Annotated in this window: 15 protein-coding genes and 1 riboswitch; of the genes, 6 read left to right on the top strand and 9 right to left on the bottom strand. The window is 67.0% G+C overall.

Annotated features, from left to right (window positions below; genetic code table 11):
• The first annotated feature begins 60 nt into the window (after positions 1-60).
• A riboswitch (S-adenosyl-L-homocysteine riboswitch) is annotated at positions 61-137 on the top strand.
• Positions 138-198: 61 nt separating this feature from the next.
• Positions 199-1,629, top strand: a complete 1,431-nt coding sequence (ahcY, locus tag JHW41_RS19630; RefSeq protein WP_250444852.1) for an adenosylhomocysteinase — start codon at positions 199-201, stop codon at positions 1,627-1,629.
• A gap of 312 nt (positions 1,630-1,941) precedes the next feature.
• Complete coding sequence (locus JHW41_RS19635) at positions 1,942-2,685, top strand: hypothetical protein (RefSeq protein WP_250444853.1); 744 nt, start codon at positions 1,942-1,944, stop codon at positions 2,683-2,685.
• A gap of 392 nt (positions 2,686-3,077) precedes the next feature.
• Here JHW41_RS19635 and JHW41_RS19640 read toward each other — a convergent pair whose 3' ends face one another.
• From JHW41_RS19640 to JHW41_RS19655, 4 genes are all read right to left on the bottom strand, one after another.
• Positions 3,078-3,374: a hypothetical protein gene (locus JHW41_RS19640; RefSeq protein ID WP_250444854.1), complete on the bottom strand. Its 297-nt coding sequence runs from the start codon at positions 3,372-3,374 to the stop codon at positions 3,078-3,080.
• Entirely contained in the window at positions 3,365-8,128 is a 4,764-nt protein-coding gene (locus JHW41_RS19645) for an RHS repeat-associated core domain-containing protein (protein WP_250444855.1), read from the bottom strand. Before JHW41_RS19645 ends, JHW41_RS19640 begins: the two co-directional genes overlap by 10 nt.
• A gap of 194 nt (positions 8,129-8,322) precedes the next feature.
• On the bottom strand, positions 8,323-8,496 hold the full coding sequence (locus JHW41_RS19650; RefSeq protein WP_284499550.1) for a LytTR family DNA-binding domain-containing protein: 174 nt from the start codon (positions 8,494-8,496) through the stop codon (positions 8,323-8,325).
• Between the two features lie 49 nt (positions 8,497-8,545).
• Positions 8,546-9,262, bottom strand: coding sequence for a GNAT family N-acetyltransferase (locus tag JHW41_RS19655; protein ID WP_250444856.1), 717 nt, complete (start codon positions 9,260-9,262; stop codon positions 8,546-8,548).
• 162 nt (positions 9,263-9,424) lie between these two features.
• Here JHW41_RS19655 and metF point away from each other — a divergent pair, with 162 nt between their 5' ends.
• The 4 genes from metF (at position 9,425) to JHW41_RS19680 (ending at position 14,865) form a co-directional block, all read left to right on the top strand.
• A complete protein-coding gene (gene metF / locus JHW41_RS19660; protein WP_057946474.1) occupies positions 9,425-10,249 on the top strand; it encodes a methylenetetrahydrofolate reductase [NAD(P)H] in 825 nt (274 codons plus the stop codon).
• 361 nt (positions 10,250-10,610) lie between these two features.
• Entirely contained in the window at positions 10,611-11,879 is a 1,269-nt protein-coding gene (locus JHW41_RS19665; protein ID WP_158229780.1) for a M12 family metallo-peptidase, read from the top strand.
• 1,245 nt (positions 11,880-13,124) lie between these two features.
• Positions 13,125-13,829 (top strand): DUF4124 domain-containing protein, encoded by a 705-nt coding sequence (locus JHW41_RS26010; RefSeq protein ID WP_057946471.1) that lies wholly within the window; start codon positions 13,125-13,127, stop codon positions 13,827-13,829.
• Between the two features lie 121 nt (positions 13,830-13,950).
• On the top strand, positions 13,951-14,865 hold the full coding sequence (locus JHW41_RS19680; protein ID WP_078999633.1) for a branched-chain amino acid transaminase: 915 nt from the start codon (positions 13,951-13,953) through the stop codon (positions 14,863-14,865).
• On the opposite strand, the gene JHW41_RS27465 is transcribed toward JHW41_RS19680, so the two are convergent.
• The 5 genes from JHW41_RS27465 to JHW41_RS19700 all read right to left on the bottom strand — a co-directional run bounded on the left by JHW41_RS27465 (position 14,816) and on the right by JHW41_RS19700 (position 19,122).
• Complete coding sequence (locus JHW41_RS27465; RefSeq protein ID WP_428995582.1) at positions 14,816-14,959, bottom strand: hypothetical protein; 144 nt, start codon at positions 14,957-14,959, stop codon at positions 14,816-14,818. The two genes, JHW41_RS19680 and JHW41_RS27465, sit on opposite strands and share 50 nt — an antisense overlap.
• 77 nt (positions 14,960-15,036) lie before the next feature.
• Complete coding sequence (locus tag JHW41_RS19685; RefSeq protein ID WP_057946469.1) at positions 15,037-16,374, bottom strand: sensor histidine kinase; 1,338 nt, start codon at positions 16,372-16,374, stop codon at positions 15,037-15,039.
• 3 nt (positions 16,375-16,377) lie between these two features.
• On the bottom strand, positions 16,378-17,058 hold the full coding sequence (locus JHW41_RS19690) for a response regulator transcription factor (protein WP_057946468.1): 681 nt from the start codon (positions 17,056-17,058) through the stop codon (positions 16,378-16,380).
• A gap of 554 nt (positions 17,059-17,612) precedes the next feature.
• Positions 17,613-18,521, bottom strand: coding sequence for a 30S ribosomal protein S6--L-glutamate ligase (gene rimK, locus JHW41_RS19695; RefSeq protein ID WP_057946467.1), 909 nt, complete (start codon positions 18,519-18,521; stop codon positions 17,613-17,615).
• Between the two features lie 103 nt (positions 18,522-18,624).
• Complete coding sequence (locus JHW41_RS19700; protein WP_250444858.1) at positions 18,625-19,122, bottom strand: ATP-dependent zinc protease family protein; 498 nt, start codon at positions 19,120-19,122, stop codon at positions 18,625-18,627.
• Positions 19,123-19,323: the final 201 nt, after the last annotated feature.

Here is a 19,323-nt window from a genome sequence, read left to right on the forward strand (position 1 = left end):
GCCGCGCGTTCAGGCCCGCGTTTCGGCCGCCGCGGGCCGCGCGATATACTTCGCGCTCAGCCCGCCGAGGGGCGCTGCGACCGTGACGGACACGGCCAGGCTCGGCGAGGCCCAGGTCCCAACGGCGCCCGGTTTGAGTCTTCGCGACTCGCCGGACCCGGCATCCCGCCGGCTCCCCCCGCACTGGAGCTAATCCGCATGAACGCTGTACCGAAGACCTTCTCGACCGAAGGCGATTACAAGGTCGCCGACATCTCCCTGGCCGACTGGGGCCGCAAGGAGATCGACATCGCCGAGCACGAGATGCCGGGCCTGATGTCGATCCGCAAGAAGTACGCCGCCGCGCAGTCGCTCAAGGGCGTGCGCGTGACCGGCTCGCTGCACATGACCATCCAGACCGCGGTGCTGATCGAGACCCTGCGCGACCTCGGCGCCGACGTGCGCTGGGCTTCGTGCAACATCTTCTCGACCCAGGACCACGCCGCCGCGGCGATCGCCGCCAGCGGCACCCCGGTGTTCGCCTGGAAGGGCGAGTCGCTGGAAGAGTATTGGGACTGCACCCTGGCCGCGCTGAGCTTCCCCAACGGCCAGGGCCCGGAGCTGGTCGTCGACGACGGCGGCGACGTGACCCTGCTGATCCACAAGGGCTATGAGCTCGAAAACGGCGACGGCTGGGTCGACACCCCGTCGGGCAACCACGAAGAGCAGGTCATCAAGAACCTGCTCAAGCGCGTCCACGCCGAGCGCCCGGGCTTCTGGCACGAAGTGGTCAAGCACTGGAAGGGCGTCTCGGAAGAGACCACCACCGGCGTGCACCGCCTGTACCAGCTGGCCGAAGCCGGCTCGCTGCTGGTCCCGGCGATCAACGTCAACGACTCGGTCACCAAGAGCAAGTTCGACAACCTCTACGGCTGCCGCGAGTCGCTGGCCGACGGCCTCAAGCGCGCGATGGACGTGATGCTGGCCGGCAAGGTCGCGGTGGTGTGCGGTTACGGCGACGTCGGCAAGGGCTCGGCCCATTCGCTGCGCGCTTACGGCGCCCGCGTCGTGGTCACCGAGATCGACCCGATCAACGCGCTGCAGGCGGCGATGGAAGGCTTCGAGGTCAACACCGTCGAGAGCACCCTGGGCCGCGGCGACATCTACGTCACCACCACCGGCAACAAGGACGTGCTGACGCTGGACCACATGTCGAAGATGAAGGACCAGGCCATCGTCTGCAACATCGGCCACTTCGACAACGAGATCCAGGTCGACGCGCTCAACGCGTCCGGCGCGACCCGCCTGAACATCAAGCCGCAGGTCGACAAGTACACCTTCAAGACCGGCAACTCGATCTTCCTGCTGGCCGAAGGCCGCCTGGTCAACCTCGGCTGCGCCACCGGCCACCCGAGCTTCGTGATGTCGAACTCGTTCTCGAACCAGACTCTCGCCCAGATCGACCTGTGGGCGAACAAGGATACGTACGAGGCGAAGGTCTACATCCTGCCGAAGAAGCTCGACGAAGAAGTCGCGCGCCTGCACCTGGAGAAGATCGGCGTGAAGCTGACCACGCTGACCGCCGAACAGGCCCAGTACCTGGGCGTGTCGGTCGACGGTCCGTACAAGCCGGATCATTACCGCTACTGATCGGCTTCGCCTTCGGGCGATGCGCCGATACGAAAGACGGGCGCCTTCGGGCGCCCGTTTTTCGTTTGCGCGGATGCCTCGTGCAGACCTCGCATCGCGTCGGCGAACGATCGGTCGCGTCGCTGCTTGCGCCGCTCCTACGGGGCCGCGTGTTTTAGGAGCGGCGCAAGCCGCGAGCGCGCAAAAGACTCGCCGACGAAACCTGAACCGCCTGCGCTGATTCCGCTCCGCGCCTTTCACCTAGGGTCTGTCCGAGCTGGCAGCCCCCTCCCCCGCCGCTACCCTGACGCCATCCTTTCGCAGGAGCCCGCCATGGTCCGCCCCATCGACGCGCCTTCGTTTCCGACCTACACCCCGCCCGCCGACACTCCGGCGCCGGTCCAGGTCGGCACGCGCGAATACTACGAGCAGCGCCTGGCCGACTTCGAAACGCGCAACCCCGGCATGACCCCGCCGGACTACTACATGGGTTACGGCGACAAGTACATGGAGCGCTTCGCCTCGCTCGACAGCACCGACCTGTCGCCGGCCGGACTCGCCTGGCGCGACCGCACCACCTTGGCGTTGCAGACCGCGATCGAGGACTACCGCATCCGCGACCCGCAAGGCTTCGCCGAACTGGAGCGCAACCCCGCCGCATTCCGCGAGTTCGCCTTCGGCACCCATCCCGACGCCTACGTCGACTCGGGCCTGTACCAGCTGTCGGCGCAAGACCTGACCGTGATCGCGCTGACCCCGGACATCAACGACGTGCTGAGCCAGGAAGGCATCGACCAGACCAAGCTCACCATCGGCAAGCTCGACATCGACAACCTGCCCGGCATCCTCGGCGCCACCGCCGAGCAATACCTGCACGACGCCGGCCCGTTCGCGTTCACGCCGCAAGGCCTCGGCATCGGCCTGGGCAAGCAGGGCGAGCGCTTGTTCGACCGCTTGACCGAGCAGGACTGGTTCCCCAGCCTCGACAAGCTGCCGACGGTGGCGGTGCCGGATATTCGCGATCTGGTGCCGGATATCGATCTGCCGGACGATGTTCCGGGGGTGCCATTTATTTGAGGCACCTGCCGTCGCCTTGCTTCGGTTGGGTAGCGAGCGAAAACTCAAAACATGCGCTCGAGAGCGTCCGCTTTTTGCTGCCACGGCGCACCGCTTGCCACGTCGCGCCGTGCTCTTGATGCGCCATCCCGAGGCCCAAGATCGGCTCACTTCAAAGCAGAGCACCGCTCCCACCAGACGCGGTACTGCGACCGTACGTATCTGCCACCCTCATTCGCCAAGCGATCCTCGCACGGTCAATTCACCGTCTTTTGCGAGCCCTCATGAGGATCGACCATCGCGCGCCACCAGGCTGCCAATCGAACGAAGTGACATCATGCGCGCCATAGCTCAGACAGCCAAAGAAAAGACTCAAGAAAAGATGCAGCGCAACTTCTTTCTTGATATCCGCGTCAATGCAGATACTCACACATTCGCAAAGCACCACCTGACTTGATCAAATAAACGGCGTCACTTTTCACACTGACCAGTTCCTCAAGATCAGCTTCCGGAAAGCCCTTGCAATCAAAATTTTGGCTGCCTTGCTCACGGAGCTTCTGGAGGACAGCACTATTGGCCGCCAATAATCCATCATTGTAGCCCGCGTGGAAAAATGAAGACTTGGCATGCGAATAAACGAGGAACAGCAGCACCACAGCCAGTGCAACACCCGACACGGACAGCCACATATGTCTCGAAATCATGGACATTTGCATCTCCTGATCACCGGATTCTGCCCCTTCCTGAAGCCCCAGCTATTCTCAACTTTTCCCTTATCGGTAGATGCGGAAATCGTCGTTCCATCGCCAGCATAGATTCCAACATGTCCTTCATACGCAACCAGATCGCCAGGTTGCGCAGGACCGGAAACCTTCGGCCACCCAAGCAAGTCATAGCTAGCGTCAGACAATGTCTGGGCACCCGGCGGATACCTCAACATCATTACAGAGAAAAGCGAGCCTCCAAGATTAGGCAGCGCATAGCCTGATTCTTCATAGATAGTATCTACGAACAAGTTGCATTTGTTTGTTTCGGCACCAAAACTGGAATTGACTTCGCTCCGATCAGCTTTGCGACTCCAATCCCGCATATCGGCTCGCGCGTTTTTCAACAATGTATCTACATTTCCGCAGGGGCATAGACCTTCGGGGTCGTAGTACTTCAACGGACCGGACTGTGCATAGGCATACAAGCTGATCCCGCCATCCAGGCCTGTGGGGTCACCCTGAATATATCGCCCCGTAGTTGAATCGTAATCGCGAAAGTAGTTGTAGACCAACCCGCTGGCCGCATCGAACCGCTGCCCCGGAAACCGCATATCGAACACGAACTTCGTACCGTCCAGATCCGGATCTTCATTCGGCAGCGTGTTACCGAACACCTCGCTCTTGATGTTCCACGTCCACACCGCCTTGTTGCGCACCGGATCGACCACGATCCGCGGCGTGCCCAGATGGTCGGGCTCGATGTAGTACAGCTTCTGCGCCGTGGCGGAGCCCTGGATCACGCCGACCGGTAGCTCGTCCATCCAAACGACCTGCTGCAGCGCCGCGCCGGCGTTGTCGTACTCGCCCAACCAGCTGCCATCCTCGGCGTACAGCGAATGCCGGATGCTGGTGTCGTTGTAGCGGCGCGCCTGCTGGCCTAGCCCGTTGTAGGCGTAGTTCATCTTCACCGCGCCGTCGACCTTGAACTGCGCGAGGCGGCCCAGGTCGTTGTAGACGTATTGCTTCGCCGTGCCGCCGACGCTGGTGGTGTTGCCGGCTGCGTCGTAGCTGCGCGCGATGCCGGCGACGCTTTGCAGGCGGTGGCTGGTGTTCGGGAAGGCATAGGCCTGCGCGGCGCTCGCTCCGCTCTTGAAGCTGGTGCGGTTGCCGGTGGCGTCGTAGCCGTAGGTCTCCAGCGGGGTCGCGGTGGGGCCATCCTGGGTTTGGGTCAGGCGGTCGAGCCGGTCGTATTCGTAGCGCGCCAGGATCGCGGATTGGTTCTGGGTGCTGAATCGGCTGACGTTGCCGACTTCATTGCGGGTCAGGTGCAGCGACAGGCCGTCCGGCGCGGAACCGACCAGACGCGAGATGTCGTAATTGCGGTCGACGTTGCGCGTCATCGGTTGGCTGTTGCCGTATGCCCAGCCGGCCGCTGGACCATACGCGGCGTAGCCTACGGCGGTCAGCAGGATTTCGCGCGACGCTCCCGGACGGGTCACGCCGATCTGGGTGATCCGGCCATGGCTGCCGCGCACGTAGTCGGCAACGCTCCCGTCCGGATAGGTCACCGATTTCAGCGTGCCGGCCGCGGTGTAGGCGTAGCGAAGGGTCAGTACGGGCCCGGTGGTGACCACGATCTTGCGCACCATGCGGCCGAAGCGGTCGTAGCAATAGCGCAAGGCGCCGCCGGTGCCGACGGACTGGCTCAGCCGCCCCTTGGAAAAGGTCTCTCCGGCCGGGCAGCCGGACGCGACCGTGTCGTAGGTGTAGGTCGTGCCCAACACCGCGGTGGGGTAAGCACGCTGGGTCAGGCGGCCCAATGCGTCGTAGCTGTACGTGGTCGTAATGCCGCGCGCATCGGTTCGCGTCTTGGTCTGGCCCGACGCATCGTAGGTGTAGCCGGTCACGCCCGTGTCGGGGCTGGTCAGTTGGGTCAACTCACCGAATCCGTTGCGCGCGTAGACCGTGGACAGGCCCTTCGGATCGATCACCTTGGTCACTTGATCGAGCGCGTCGTACTCGATCTTGGTTTCCGCGTTGATCCGGCCGGTGCCGACGTCCTGCAAGGTTTTGACCAATCGCCCAAGCGGGTCGTAGTCCTGGTCGGTCACGCGGCCGAGCGCGTCGGTGGTCGTGTCCGGATGGCCCTCGGCATCGTAGGTGTAGCCGGTCGCGTGATTCAGGCCGTCTTTGTAGGTCTGCACTTGACCCAGGACGTTGAACACCCGCGACAGCGTCGCCTGCACGGTGCCGGCGCTGTTCTTGGTGTCTTCGACCTTGCGGTTGCCCGCCAAGTCCAGCGTGTACTGCACCGTCGCGCCGGAGCGGTCGGTCACGCCGGTCAGCCGCTGCGCATTGTCGTAGGCGAAGGTCGTGAAGTTCCCATCCGCAAGCGTGACCTGCTTGGTCAGGCCGGTGGGGAAATACTCGATCTTGGTGACCAGGTCGTCCGTCTCGACCGCGTTGTCGGTACCACGCACCTTGCTGGCCGTCAGCCAGCCGCGGGTGTTGTACTCGGAGTCGGTGACCACGCCGTTGGGATCGACCACCGACAACACCCGGCCCTGCGCATCGTAGCCGGAGATTTCGGTGACCAGGCCGGCCGCATCGATGGTCTTGCGCAGGTCGCCCTTGCGGAAGGTGCACAGCGCCGGTGTGGTAGCACAGGTGCTGTCGTCGCTGCCGTAGTACTCGAACTTGGTGATGTCGTTGACGTCGCTGCGCGGGCCATCCACCGACTTCAGCAGGCCCAGGATCGGACAGGTGCTGTTGGCGGCGGCGACATCGGCGGCTTCGCAGTAGGCGTAGGCGGTGGTGCGAGTCACATTGGCGACGGTGTCGCGCACGGCCACGCTGATCGGCTGCAGCCGGGCGTTGCGCGTGATCCGGGTCTCCTGGTTGCCGACGGTCGAGCGGATCAGGCGGTTGCTGGCGACATCGGTCGTCGCGGTGCTGACCCGCTGCTCGGGCTTGCCGACGGCCTCGGTCGTCGTGACGGTGCGCGCGAGCGCGCCGGTCACCGCGTCGTTGGCTTCGGCGTAGGCGAACTCCGACTTGATGCCCTTGCGGTCGGTCAGGCCGGCCGGGCGGCCACGGAAGTCGGTGGACTCGGCGTTGTACGTATTCTTGACCGTGCCATTTTCGTCCACGACGTCGCCGAACCGGCGCGGCAACACGCCGGTGCCGCTGGTCAGGCCATAGGTCGTCTTCTGGCCCAGCGAGTCGGTCACCTCCGTTCCGCCTTCGGGGCGGTAGGCCAGCGTGATCTTGTCGGCGCCGCCGTCGTGCTGGCTGGTGATCACCCGCCCCTTGGCGTCGTAGGCGAAGGTGCTGTAGCGCTTGTTGTCTTCGTGGGTCACCCCGGTCAGGTGGCGCGGGAAGCGGCTGTCTTCGTAGTGGTACTTGCGCTGGCCGCCGCCGGGAAACGCCGCGGTTTCGACTTGGCGCCCTGACGTATAGGTGTAGCTGGCCAGGGTTGTGTTCCCCGACGCGATCGAGGAGATCAGCGCGTCGCCGGAGTTGCCGGCGTAGTTGAACTTCACCGACCGGCCGGTCGAGTGCGTCACCGAGTCCAGACGGTCGTACGCGCCATAGCCATAGGTCAGCTTGGTTCCGTCCTCGGCTTGCCGCTCCACCAGACGGCCTTGGCTGTCGAACACCAAGACCTCGTCTGGGCGATGCAGCAGCCATTGCGAACCCGAGGCGACGATCCGGTCGCCGCTGCTGTCGGCGGCAACGAAGGCGTTGCCTACCTTGGCGAAGCGGACCTGGTAGCCGTTGCCGCCGCTGAGCCCGAGCGTATCGGCCGAGATACTCAGGCGCAGGTCCAGCGAATGGGTCCAGCCCGGACCGAAGCTGCCGGAACGCACGGCGATACCGGAATGGTAGCTGCGCGTGAGGGATATCCAGCCCAGGTCGAAATCGGTCTGGTTCTCGATCTTCTCGCCGGTCTTGACGTTGCAAGGATTACCGCGGTGACCGCCGCACTCGAGGATCTTGTCGGTGCTGATCGTCGCGACATCGCGCTCGTTCGCGCAAGCGCCGTACTTGTCGCTCCAGTTCATATTGACGGCGGGGCACTGCATCCGGCGCGTGCGCGACAGCGTCATCGTATCCGTCGCGTCCTTCACGCAAGGCTGGGTCTGGGTGTTTTCGCCGCGGTAGTAGACGATGTCGAACACGCGATGCTCCAGCATCCCCGCGTGTTGCGGATCGGGCGGACTCCAGGCCCCGGTGGCCGTGGCCTTCGCGGTCGCCGGGCAGGCCGGCGCCTGATCGTTGTAGAACGCCTCCAGTTCCGCCACCGCGAGCGCTTCGCTGGGGTGCGGCGCGCCGCCCAGGATAGCGTCGTAGCCCCAGTCCGGATCCAGCGGCTGTTTCAAGCCCATCCAGTAGGTGATGGTGCCTTTGCCGTCGGCGCGCAGCAGGTTGTCCTTGACGACGGTGACGAAGGGATAGGGATTGGGTCCGTCACTGGGTCCGGGCAGCGCCTTGATCGCGTCGGCCGCCTGCTGATAGGTGTTGTAGGACGTCGTCTGGCCGGTCGGAGCGACGATCTTCCATGCGATCTGGCTTTCCTGCGCGGCGGCAGCGGGAGCGAAGACCGCCGCGAGCCAAAGCGCGATGGACAGCGAAAACCGAAACCGGGCGCAGCGTGCGAAGGCGCGCTGCGCGAAACCAATCCCTGTAAGCATGTTCGAACCCGAGAACGAAGGGCGCGGCGTCGACAGCTGTCGCCTCGACGCCGGGGCGATCATCGTTGATCGCCCGCCGACATTTTCGTTACCGGCGCCGCCGCGGTTCAAGTTCGAAAAAACAGTGATTTTTTGCTGATTTCCGGCGTATTTACCGCATGGATACCTCGAAGAAAAACGGACGCTTCGCAGCGTCCGTTTCCTGCTCCATCGGCATCGGTCCATCGCATCGACCCGCCGACGCGATCGCCATGCCGCTACAACGACAACCGCTCGCGCAGTTCCCGCGACTGCCGCCGCGACACCTCGATCCGGCTGCCGTCCTTGAGTTCGAGTTCGTAGCCGTCGCCGACCGCCAGTTCCACCGATTTCACCGCGCGCAGGTTGACCAGGGTGTTGCGGTTGGCGCGGAAGAACAGCGCCGGGTCCAGCCGCGCCCATCGCCGCCGCGTTTGAGCTTGCGTCGCTTTACGACGGCGCTTACGGTCGCGCCGGCTCGGCCCGGCTCAGCGACCAGAACGGGATCGCGCGCCGCAGTTCGAAGCCGTTGCGCAGGTACAGGCCGACCGCGCGCGGATTCTCCTGGCTCACGTGCAGGAACGGGATGCGGCCGCGCGCGTGGTTGTCGTTGGCCAGGAACGCCAGCAGCCGGCGCGCGTGGCCGCGGCCGAGGAAATCCGGGTGGGTGCAGATCGCGCTGAGCTCGGTGTAGCCGTCCGTGCCCATGCGCTCGCCGGCCATCGCCGCGAGCCGGCCGTCCTGGTAGATGCCGAAGTAACGCCCCAGTTCCATCGTGCGCGGCCGGAAGTAATGCGGATAGACCAGCGCGGTCAGCGCCAGCGCATCCTCGCGCCGGGCCGCGCCGAGTTCGACGATGGGCGCGTCGTCGTCGCCGGCGTCGGGCGCCGCGATCGGCGCGCGGCAGATCATCTGCGCCAGATCGGCGAGATGGCGCAACCGCCAGCGCGGGCCGGGCCGGGGCGCCACCCCGAGGACCAAGGCGGTGTCGCCCGCGGGCACCAGCGCTTCGAGCGCCGCATCGGCGTCGGCGCCTTCGCCCGCATCGGCGCTCGCCACGCCCAGGAACGGCGCCACCTCGGCCGGATAGCGGGCGACGCCGCCCGCACCCAGCGCCAGCGCGCGATGGCGGCTCGCCAGGGAAGCCCAGATCGGATTGTCGAGATCGCCTTCGCTCATGCCGGCCGCCTGCGGGGACTGTCCATCGCAATGGCGGCGCGGCGGCGGCGACTCAAGCCGGCGCGGAGTGCGACTTTGGTCGGACCTTGCCCCATCCGGCGATATTCCAATCCATCGCGATAAAGAGATATTATCCCGGCAACCCCGCCACGGTACCGTCCCATGCTGCCGATCAGCTTCGAGTTCTATCCGCCCAAGACCGACGATCAGCGCAGCCAGCTCGACAAGACCGCGGCCAAGCTGCGTGGGTTCTCGCCGAGCTACGTGTCGTGCACCTTCGGCGCCGGCGGCTCGACCCTGAGCTATACGCCCGAGACCATCCGCCGCCTGCGCGGCAAGCACGGCCTCGACGCGGCGCCGCACCTGTCCTGCGTCGGCGGCACCCGCGGCGAGATCCGCCAACTGCTCGAGCTCTACCGCGAGCTCGGCTGCCGCCGCCTGGTCACCCTGCGCGGCGACCTGCCCTCGGGCATGGCCAGCGCCGGCGACCTGCGCTATGCCAACGAACTGGTCGAGTTCATCCGCGCCGAGACCGGCGACCATTTCCACATCGAAGTGGCCGCGTACCCGGAAACCCATCCGCAGGCGCGCGACGCGCTGTCGGATCTGGAGAACTTCAAGCGCAAGGTCCGCGCCGGCGCCGACGGCGCGATCACCCAGTATTTCTACAACCCCGACGCGTATTTCCGCTTCGTCGACGACGTGCGCGCGGCCGGCATCGACGTACCGATCGTGCCCGGCATCATGCCGATCGCCAACTTCAGCCAGCTGCGCCGTTTCTCCGACCTGTGCGGCGCCGAGATCCCGCGTTGGATCGCCCAGCGCATGCAGGCCTACGGCGACGACGCCGACAGCATCCGCGAGTTCGCCGCCGACGTGGTCGCGCGGCTGTGCAGTCGCCTGATCGAAGGCGGCGCGCCGGGGCTGCACTTCTACACGCTCAACCTCGCCAAGCCGACGCTGTCGGTGCTCTCGCGCATCGCCTGAGCAGACGCGACGCGCGCGTCCCCGCGCGCGCTTGCGGGCGGCCGGGTTTTCGCGGCGATCGCGATGCGAAAGCGCGCGCGTAACCGTATACGCCCGACCGGCGACGCGCGTTCACCCAGCTGAAGCGAAACGACGCAACGCACACAAATGCGTCGTGCTGCCCAGCACCAATGACGAACTGCACGCGCAGGTCTCAGCTTGCGTTTGTCTTGCGACAAGTTCGGTCTTGAGCCGCGCGACCGCGCGCGCGCCCACTGGCGCCAGGATGCATCGCCACGACGAGCGGTGCCCTCGCGACCGCCACCGCCGGCCCGGCCACGGGCCGCGCGGCGCGCAGCGGTCCCCAATGGAGAGTGCGCACATGACTGTCCGCAACAAGCTCTTGCCGTTGAACTTCGCCATCGCCCTTTCGCTCGGCCTGGCCGGCGCCGCATCGGCCGCCGAACCGGCGCCGCTATTCGCCGCGCCGGCCGCCTCGCTCGCGCGCAGCGCCGACGCCGACAGCGCGTTCAAGGCCGCCAAGGCCGAACGCGCGGCCGTGCGCGTGGACCTGGTCCGCGCCGACGCCGCGCAGATCACCGAGACCCAGGACCAGTTGCTGCTCAACCTCGCCCCCGGCGTCAGCCTCAAGGCGCACAAGCTGCAGGCCGAAACCAAGCCCGGCGGCGTGGTGGTCTGGCAGGGCATGGTCGGCGACCCGAACGCCCAGCTCAAGCGCATCAACCAATTCACCGGCGCCGAGCTGATCGACGATCCGGAAGAGTCGGCGATCCTGGTGCGCCAGGGCGGACAGATCTCCGGCACCGTGCGCAGCGGCGGCAAGCTGTACCGCATCGACCCGCTCAAGGGCCAGGGCCACGCGATCAGCCTGATCGACGAATCGAAGATGCCCGAGGACCATCCGTCTTCCTACGCCGCCCTGCCGATGCCGCCGCTCAAGCTCGATCCGGCGTTCGACGAAGCCAAGGCCGGCGAAAAAGCGCCGACCGTGGTGCGGGTGATGGTGGTCTACACCCAGGCCGCCGCCAACGCGGTCGGCAACACCCTGACCAAGGCCAACCTGGCCATCACCGAGAGCAACCAGAGCTTCGCCAACAGCGCGGTCAACGTGCGCTTCGAACTGGCCGGCCAGTACACCGACAGCTACGTCAGCGCCGGCTTCGACACCGACCTGAGCCGCTTCGCCGGCACCACCGACGCTTACCTCAACAACTACCACACCACCCGCAACACCATCAAAGCCGACGTCAACGTCCTGATCATCACCGACCCGGCGTACTGCGGCCTGGGCTACCTCAACTCGAGCGCGACCAACGCCTTCAGCGTGGTCGGCGCGAGCTGCATGACCGGCTACTACAGCTTCGCCCACGAAATCGGCCACAACTTCGGCGCGCACCACGATCCGAACAACGGCAACAACACGATCTACCCCTACGGCCACGGCTACTGGGGCCCGGGCAACGCCTGGCGCACGATCATGGCCTACAACTGCGGCAGCAACTGCCCGCGCCTGAACTACTGGTCGAACCCGAACATCACCTACAACGGTTCGCCGATGGGCACGACGGCCAAGAGCAACAACGCCCGCGTGCTCAACCAGCGCGCCGCGACGGTCGCGGGCTTCCGCTGACCTTCGCCCCGCGCGCGGCGCTCACCGGCGCCGCGCGCGGATCGCGCGCTTCGACGGCCGTGCGTGTTCGCTTATCCCTGCCGGAGCCGCATCCGCTGCGATCGATCCAAGCGACGCAGCCTCGCCGCCGCATCCGGGAACCACGCCCCCCCGAATCCCCGCTCCCGTCGTTCCGGCGAAAGCCGGAATCCATTTTGACCTTGCGGTTGCGGTTGCCGTTGCCGTTGCCACTGCTTGTGCTCGCCCCCGAGCCCGATGCAGTCGTCCCGCAGCCCCGGAGGGCGTGCGCATGGATGCGCACGCGCGCCATGGGGCAGGATGCCCCTTATGGCGCGGCCCCGCGCCCCTTTCGAGCCCTAGTGGCTCTTGATCCGAAAAAACAAGGCCTTTTCTTTGGTTACTTTCTTTGTGGCTTAAGACAAAGAAAGTGACCCGGCCGCTTGCGGACGGAAGCTTTGGACCTCCGCTTGTCATCACGCGGACGCACACGCAAAGACGAATCCCACCACCGCGGCACGCCCCCTGTAGGAGCGGCGCAAGCCGCGACCGCGCCATCGCAAACACAGTGAAAGTTTCGTCGTAATTGTGTTGTCGCGGTCGCGGCTCGCGCCGCTCCTACAGTCGGATACGCGACCCCACGTCCGTCATTCCGGCGAAAGCCGGAACCCATTTTGATTTTTCTGCTGCCTTCGCCGTTATCGATATGTCACGCGATGACAAGCCACCATCAAATGCTTTCGTCCGCAAGCGGCCGAGCTACTTTCTTTTGTCAGCGCGACAAAAGAAAGTAGCCAAAGAAAAACGCTTTTTTAAGGTCACAAGCCACCAGGTCCAGCGCCTTGCGCAGGGATGCGCCGTAAGGGGCATCCTGCCCCTACGGCGCACGCGCGCATCCATGCGCGCGCCCTCCGGGTCTGCGCAGCTGGGGCCTCGTTTCAGGAGGAGATAAAGCAATAGCGAAAGCAAATGCAACAACAGCAACAGCAACAGAAAATGGATTCCGGCTTTCGCCGGAATGACGGCCGTCGAGGTCCTTCGCAATTGCCGTCTCGCAGCCTCGCTCCGCATCGCCGGCGCAGAAAGAAAACGCAATACGCCCGACCGACCGCTGGCGCGACGCAAGCCGCGACCACGCCAACCCGACAACGGCCGGCCGCCCCCGCCGCGACCGCTGCACTGTCCCTGCGCCGCCCCCGGCGCTAGTCTTCGCCGATGCCTTCTGCCGTCCGTCCCAGCCTCCGCCTGTTGCCGCCGCTCGTCTTCGCCGCGGCGGCGCTGTCGCCCACCGCCGCATCGGCGCAGATCCACCGCTGCACCGACGCGCGCGGCAACTCGGTCTACACCGATCGCGATTGCGCCGCGGTCGGCGGCGTGGATCGGCTGCCGCGCGGCAACGCCGCGGCAGCCAAGCCCGAGGCGGCTTACGCCGGCGGCTGCGCGCGCAACCTGCGCGATCTGGTCGGCGCGATCACCACCGCCATCGACGCCCACGACGGCAACAAGCTCGCCGCGGTCTATCACTTCGCCGGCATGTCCGACGACCAGGGCTATGCGGTGATCCAGCGCCTCGACGCGATCGCCCAGCGGCCGCTGCTCGACATCGCGCCGGTGATGGGCGCCGCGCCCGAACCCGCGCCGCCGCGTCCCGGCCCGTGGACCACGCTGCCGGCGGCCGCGCCGAACGCCGCGCTGGCGCCGCTGCCGCCGGCCACGCCGCCGCCCGCGCCCGCGACCGGCCTGGGCCGCCCCGCGGGCATGGACGGCGATCCGGCGCCCGCCAGCGATCCCGCCGCCGTCGCCGAAGCGCCGGCCGCGCCGGCTCCGGTCCATCGCCGCGCCGCGCCGGTCGCGCTGCGCCTGGAGCAGACCTTGGCCAACGGTGTCACCCCGTCGCGCACCGTGTTCGGACTGACCCGCCACTTCGGCTGCTGGTGGATCAAAGGCGGTTGAACTTGCGCCTGAATGGGCGCATCCGACGTGCCGCGCAAGCCCATACGCCGCAGTCGCGTTGGGAAGGCGCCACCGCGCAGGGCACAATAGCGGTTTCCCCACCCGACCACGGAAGCCGACGATGCAATACCCCGAATGGATCTGGCAGAACGGTTCGATCAAGCGCTGGGCCGAAGCGACCACCCACGTCATGTCGCACGCGCTGCACTACGGCTCGTCGGTGTTCGAAGGCATCCGCACCTACGACACCCCGAACGGCCCGATCATCTTCCGCTTGAACGACCACAACCAGCGTCTGTTCGCCTCGGCCAAGATCTACGACATGCCGATCCCGTACTCGCTCGCGCAGATCAACGCCGCCTGCCATGAAGTGATCAAGGCCAACGGCCACAGCACCGACTACCTGCGCCCGGTCGCCTACCGCGGTCTCGGCGGCTTCGGCCTGTCGGCCGACACGCCCACCGACGTGGCCGTGGCGACCTGGAAGATGGGCCAGTACCTCGGCCCGAGCGTGCTCGAGGAAGGCATCGACGCCTGCGTGTCGAGCTGGCAGCGCTTCGCCCCGAACACCATCCCGGCCGGCGCCAAGGCCGGCGGCAACTACCTCTCCGGTCAGTTGGTCGCGCGCGAAGCGCGCCGCCTGGGCTTCGGCGAAGGCATCGCCCTGGCCTCGACCGGCCTGCTGTCGGAAGGCGCCGGCGAGAACCTGTTCCTGGTGTTCAACGGCGCGCTGCACACCACCCCGGTCAGCGCGGCGCTGCTCAACGGCCTGACCCGCAACACCATCATCACCCTGGCCCGCGACGCCGGCATCGAAGTGATCGAGCGCGACCTGCCGCGCGAGTATCTGTATCTGTGCGATGAGTTGTTCATGTGCGGCACCGCGGCCGAGATCACCCCGATCCGTTCGGTCGACGGCCGCCAGGTCGGCAGCGGCCGCCGCGGCCCGGTCACCGAGCGCATCCAGGAACTGTTCTTCGGCCTGTTCAACGGCAAGACCGCCGACAAGTACGGCTGGCTCGAAGCGGTGAAGTAAGCGCTGCGCGCACAAGGGCGCCGCGGCCGCCGGGAGCGGACGCGGCGCTTTTTCTTTTGCGCTTGGCTGTTGTGGGAGGGGCTTCAGCCCCGATGCTCTTGTCTCAGATCGCGACGACCTGAGCGAAAAGCATCGGGGCTGAAGCCCCTCCTACAACAGCCGCCGCAGCGCTCACTCGGCGGGGCGCGAGAACCGCAACGTCGCCACCACCCCGCGCTCCTCGCCCGGCTTGACCCGCACGTCCCAGCCGTACAGGTCGCACAAGCGCCGCACGATCGACAGGCCGATGCCGCCGCCCTGCGAGTGCCCGGCATGGGTGCCGCGATAGCCGCGCTCGAACAGCTTGGCCGCGTCCTCCGCGCTCAGGCCCGGGCCGGAGTCGATCACGTCGACCGAGTCCGGATGCAGCCGCACCACCACGTTGCCTTCGGTGGTGTACTTGACCGCGTTGCCGATCAGGTTGCCCAGCGCCACCGCGACCGCGGCCTCCGGCGCGTCCACCACCAGCCCGCGCTCGCCTTCCACGCTCAACGCCAGGTTCTTGGCGCCCATCTGCGCGCGGTGCGCGTCGAGCAACTGCTCCGACAACCGGGCCAGGTCGGTCGAGCCGTGCCCGCGCTCGTTGCGCGAGAGCAGCAGCAGCGCGCTGATCAGGTCGGTGCACTGCTGCTCGGCGCGCTGGATCCGCAACAATCGGTTGCGACTCTTCTCTTCCAGATCCGGCCGCGACAGCAACAGCTCGACCGCGCCCTTGATCACCGCCAGCGGCGTGCGCAGTTCGTGGCTGACGTCGGCGTTGAACTCGCGGTCGCGCTGGACCACGTTGGTCAGGCGCACCGCGTAGTCGTCCAGCGCCTCGGCCAACTGGCCGACTTCGTCGTCGGGGAAGTGCGCGGCCAGCGCTTCGGACTGGGCGCTGCGGCCGGAGCGCTTGATCCGGTTGGCCAACTCCGACACCGGGCTCATCACCCGCGACGCCGCCCACCAGCCCACCAGCAGCGAGAACAGGGTGAACACCAGCACCGACAGATACAGCGCGCGGTTGAACTGGGCCTCGCTGCGCGCCGACGACGTGGTGTCGTAGGCCAGGAAGAACCAGGCCTTGGGCGTCTTGCGCACCGCCAGCTTGTAGGCGAACGGCCGGCCGTCGTCGCCGACGCCGTTCATGGTGACGATGCCGTCCTTGAGCTCGTACCACTCCGGCCGGTTGACCCGCACCGATTCGAACTTGTCCGGCGTATAGACGAACGCGCGCACCTGGTCGAAGCCGAACTGCGGGTTGCCCGGCGCCAGCTCGAACTGCTGCGCGGCCTTCTCGATGTTGCGGTTCATCGCGTCTTCGATCAACTGGTTCTCGACCCGCGTGCGGGTCCAGTTGGTGGCGAAGGCGAACATCGTCGTGAGCCCGAAACCGAGCAGCACGAACGACAGGATGATGCGGCTGCGCAAGCGCCGCCGGAAGCGCTTCTTCTTTCTCAGCCGCGCCGCGGAAGGATCGGACGGGGCCACGCGTCAGCCGTTTTCGGGCGCTGCGATGCGATAGCCGATGCCGTGGCGGGTCTGGATCAGCGGGGTGTCGAACGGCTTGTCGACCACCGCGCGCAGGCCGTGGATGTGCACGCGCAGGCTGTCGGAATCCGGCAGCTCCTCGCCCCACACCCGGGTCTCGAGTTCCTGCCGGGTGACCACCGCCGGCGAGGCTTCCATCAGCGCCTGCAGGATCTTCAGCGCGGTCGGGTTGAGCTGCAGCAGCTTGCCCTGGCGGCGCACTTCCAGCGTGTCGAGGTTGTATTCCAGATCGGCCGCGTTGAGCACCCGCGTCTGCACGCCGCGGCCGCGCCGCGACAGCGCGTTCAAGCGCACTTCCACTTCCTGCAGGGCGAACGGCTTGATCAGGTAGTCGTCGGCGCCGGAGTCGAAGCCGGCGAGCTTGTTGTCGAGGCTGTCGCGCGCGGTCAGCATCAGCACCGGCGTCTGCTTGCGCGCTTCGTTGCGCAGCTTGCGGCAGACTTCCAGGCCGTCGATGCCGGGCAGGTTCAAGTCGAGCACGATGGCGTCGAAGTCGTGCACCACCGCCAGGTGCAGGCCGGTGATGCCGTCGGCGGCGAAGTCGACGGTGTGGCCGCGGTCTTCGAGAAAGTCGCCGAGGTTGGCGGCGATGTCCTGGTTGTCTTCGATTACGAGGATGCGCATGAGCTCGTCCCAATGGGGGTGGCGGTACGACCATGGCCGCACGCAACAGGTTCCGTAGGCGTCGCGCGCCAAGCGGCGACGGCAGGCGGTGGATTCTGCCAGAGCGTTTGTAAAATGAACGGGAAACGCCCCTGCCCGCAAGCAGGCGGCATCGCGCCGAAGCGGCGAATGGGCCAGAAGTCATGGCCCCGGGTCCGCGCGCCCCTTGCCCCCGATCGCGGCCAAAAACAAAGGCCCAGACGCGGGGCCACCGCGCCTGGGCCAAAAGGTGTTGCCCCGATTACCGTAACCTGCGTTCGCCCAGATGACGTCTGACGAGGAGCGTGATTGGGTGGAGCGGCAGTGCTTCGGTGGGCCAAAGCTACGCGGATTTCGATTAAACCGTCGTTAAAAACGGTGTTAAATAAAAGTTATCCGCAACCGGAAATTGGAGTCGTCCGGGCCCGGCCCTTCCGCGCCGGGGACCTGCCGTTCGGCGGGTCGCCGACAGATGACCTGCCCGGCTTGCCATTTGCCGGGGATCGGGCAAGCCAGACCCCGGGAAAACGCCCCGTTCAGCGTCTCGCGGCGAGCCGACGCGCCGGTTTTTCCCGGACCCGGCCGGCCACGTAGTCGACGATTTCGATCGCCACGTCGACCCCGCTGGCCTCCTCGATGCCCTCCAGGCCGGGCGAGGCGTTGACCTCCAGCACCAGCGGCCCGCGCGCGGAGCGGATCAGGTCGACGCCGGCCACGCCCAGGCCCAGGACCTGGGCCGCGCGCACCGCCACGTCCTGCTCGGCGGCGCTGGCGCGCACGCCCTTGGCGGTGCCGCCGCGGTGCAGGTTGGAGCGGAAGTCGCCCTTGGGCGCCTGCCGCTTCATCGCCGCGACCACCTTGCCGCCGACCACGAAGCAGCGCAGGTCCGCGCCCTTGGCCTCGGCGACGAACTCCTGCACCAGGAAGTTCGCGTACAGCCCGCGCAGCGCCTCGATCACGCCCTTCGACGCCGACAGCTTCTCGGTCAGCATGACTCCGGCGCCCTGGGTGCCCTCGTTGAGCTTGATCACGTGCGGCGGCGGGCCGAGCATCGACAGCAGGTCGGCGGTGTCGTCGGGGTTGTCGCCGAACACGGTCGCCGGCAGGCCGATGCCCTGCGCGGCCAGCAGCTGGTGGCTGCGCAGCTTGTCGCGCGCGCGCAGGATCGCGTCGGAACTGTTGGGGCTGTAGCTGTCCATCAGCTCGAACTGGCGCAGCACCGCCGAGCCGTAGCGGGTCACCGAGGCGCCGATGCGCGGGATCACCGCGTGGTAGCCGGCGATCTCGCGCCCCTTGTAATGCATCTGGAAGCCGTCGGAGGCGATGCGCATGTAGCAGCGCAGCGGGTCGAGCACGCGCACGCTGTGGCCGCGGTCGCGCGCGGCTTCGACCAGCCGGCGGGTCGAGTAGAGCTTGGTGTTGCGCGACAGGATCGCGAGCTTCATGGCGGGGTCGGCTGCAAGGTGGGAAGGGGATTCGGCGGAGTTGGGGCGTGTGCGCGCGGGTTCAAGCATGCCGGATCGAACGCGCCGGCCGGCACGCGCCGGCTCAGGCGCGCGGCGGGCGGCGGCGCACGCGGCCGTGCAGGAACGAGCGCGCGGGATCGACGGTGAAGGCGTGCGCGACCGCGGTCCGGCCCAGCAGCATCGGGAAGCGCATGCCGCGACGATCCGCCAGGTTCATGTCAATTTCGCGCTCGCTGCCGGCCAGACTCAGCACGGTGCGGATGAACACGCGGCGGGTGCGATGGCCGCCGGAGTCGGTGACCTCGCGCTCGTCGGCCACCGGCGCGAGCGCCTCGACCTCGCCGCCGCCGGCCGCGCCCGGGCGCAGGCGGAAGCCGACCCACGGCGCGCCGGCCTCGACGAAGCGCCATTGCGCCTCCACGTGCAGGGCCGAGCTGCGCGCGCCGGTGTCGATCTTGGCGCGCACCGCGGCGATGCCCAGGACCGGCAGCGCGGCGTATTCGCGCCAGCCCAGGACGATCGGCGCGTGGCCGGACGGGCCCGCGGCGATCGTCGGCGAAGACAGGATCGGGGAAGACATCGCACCTCCGTTGTGGCGAACGCTGAAAGGACTCGGGGGCGACAACAGGGACGGCGGCGGGCGGCTTCGCGGCCGCGCGCCGGCCGGTGCGCAGCGGGCGCGCACGCCGCGCCCGTGGCTGCGATGCGATGCGCGACGGCGGGCGGGCCGCGCGACCGGGCGCGCAGTCTAACTCGGCCGCGTTGCGAGCGTCGATGCGTT

It is taken from the genome of Lysobacter enzymogenes (assembly GCF_023617245.1).
GTDB classification, from domain to species: domain Bacteria; phylum Pseudomonadota; class Gammaproteobacteria; order Xanthomonadales; family Xanthomonadaceae; genus Lysobacter; species Lysobacter yananisis.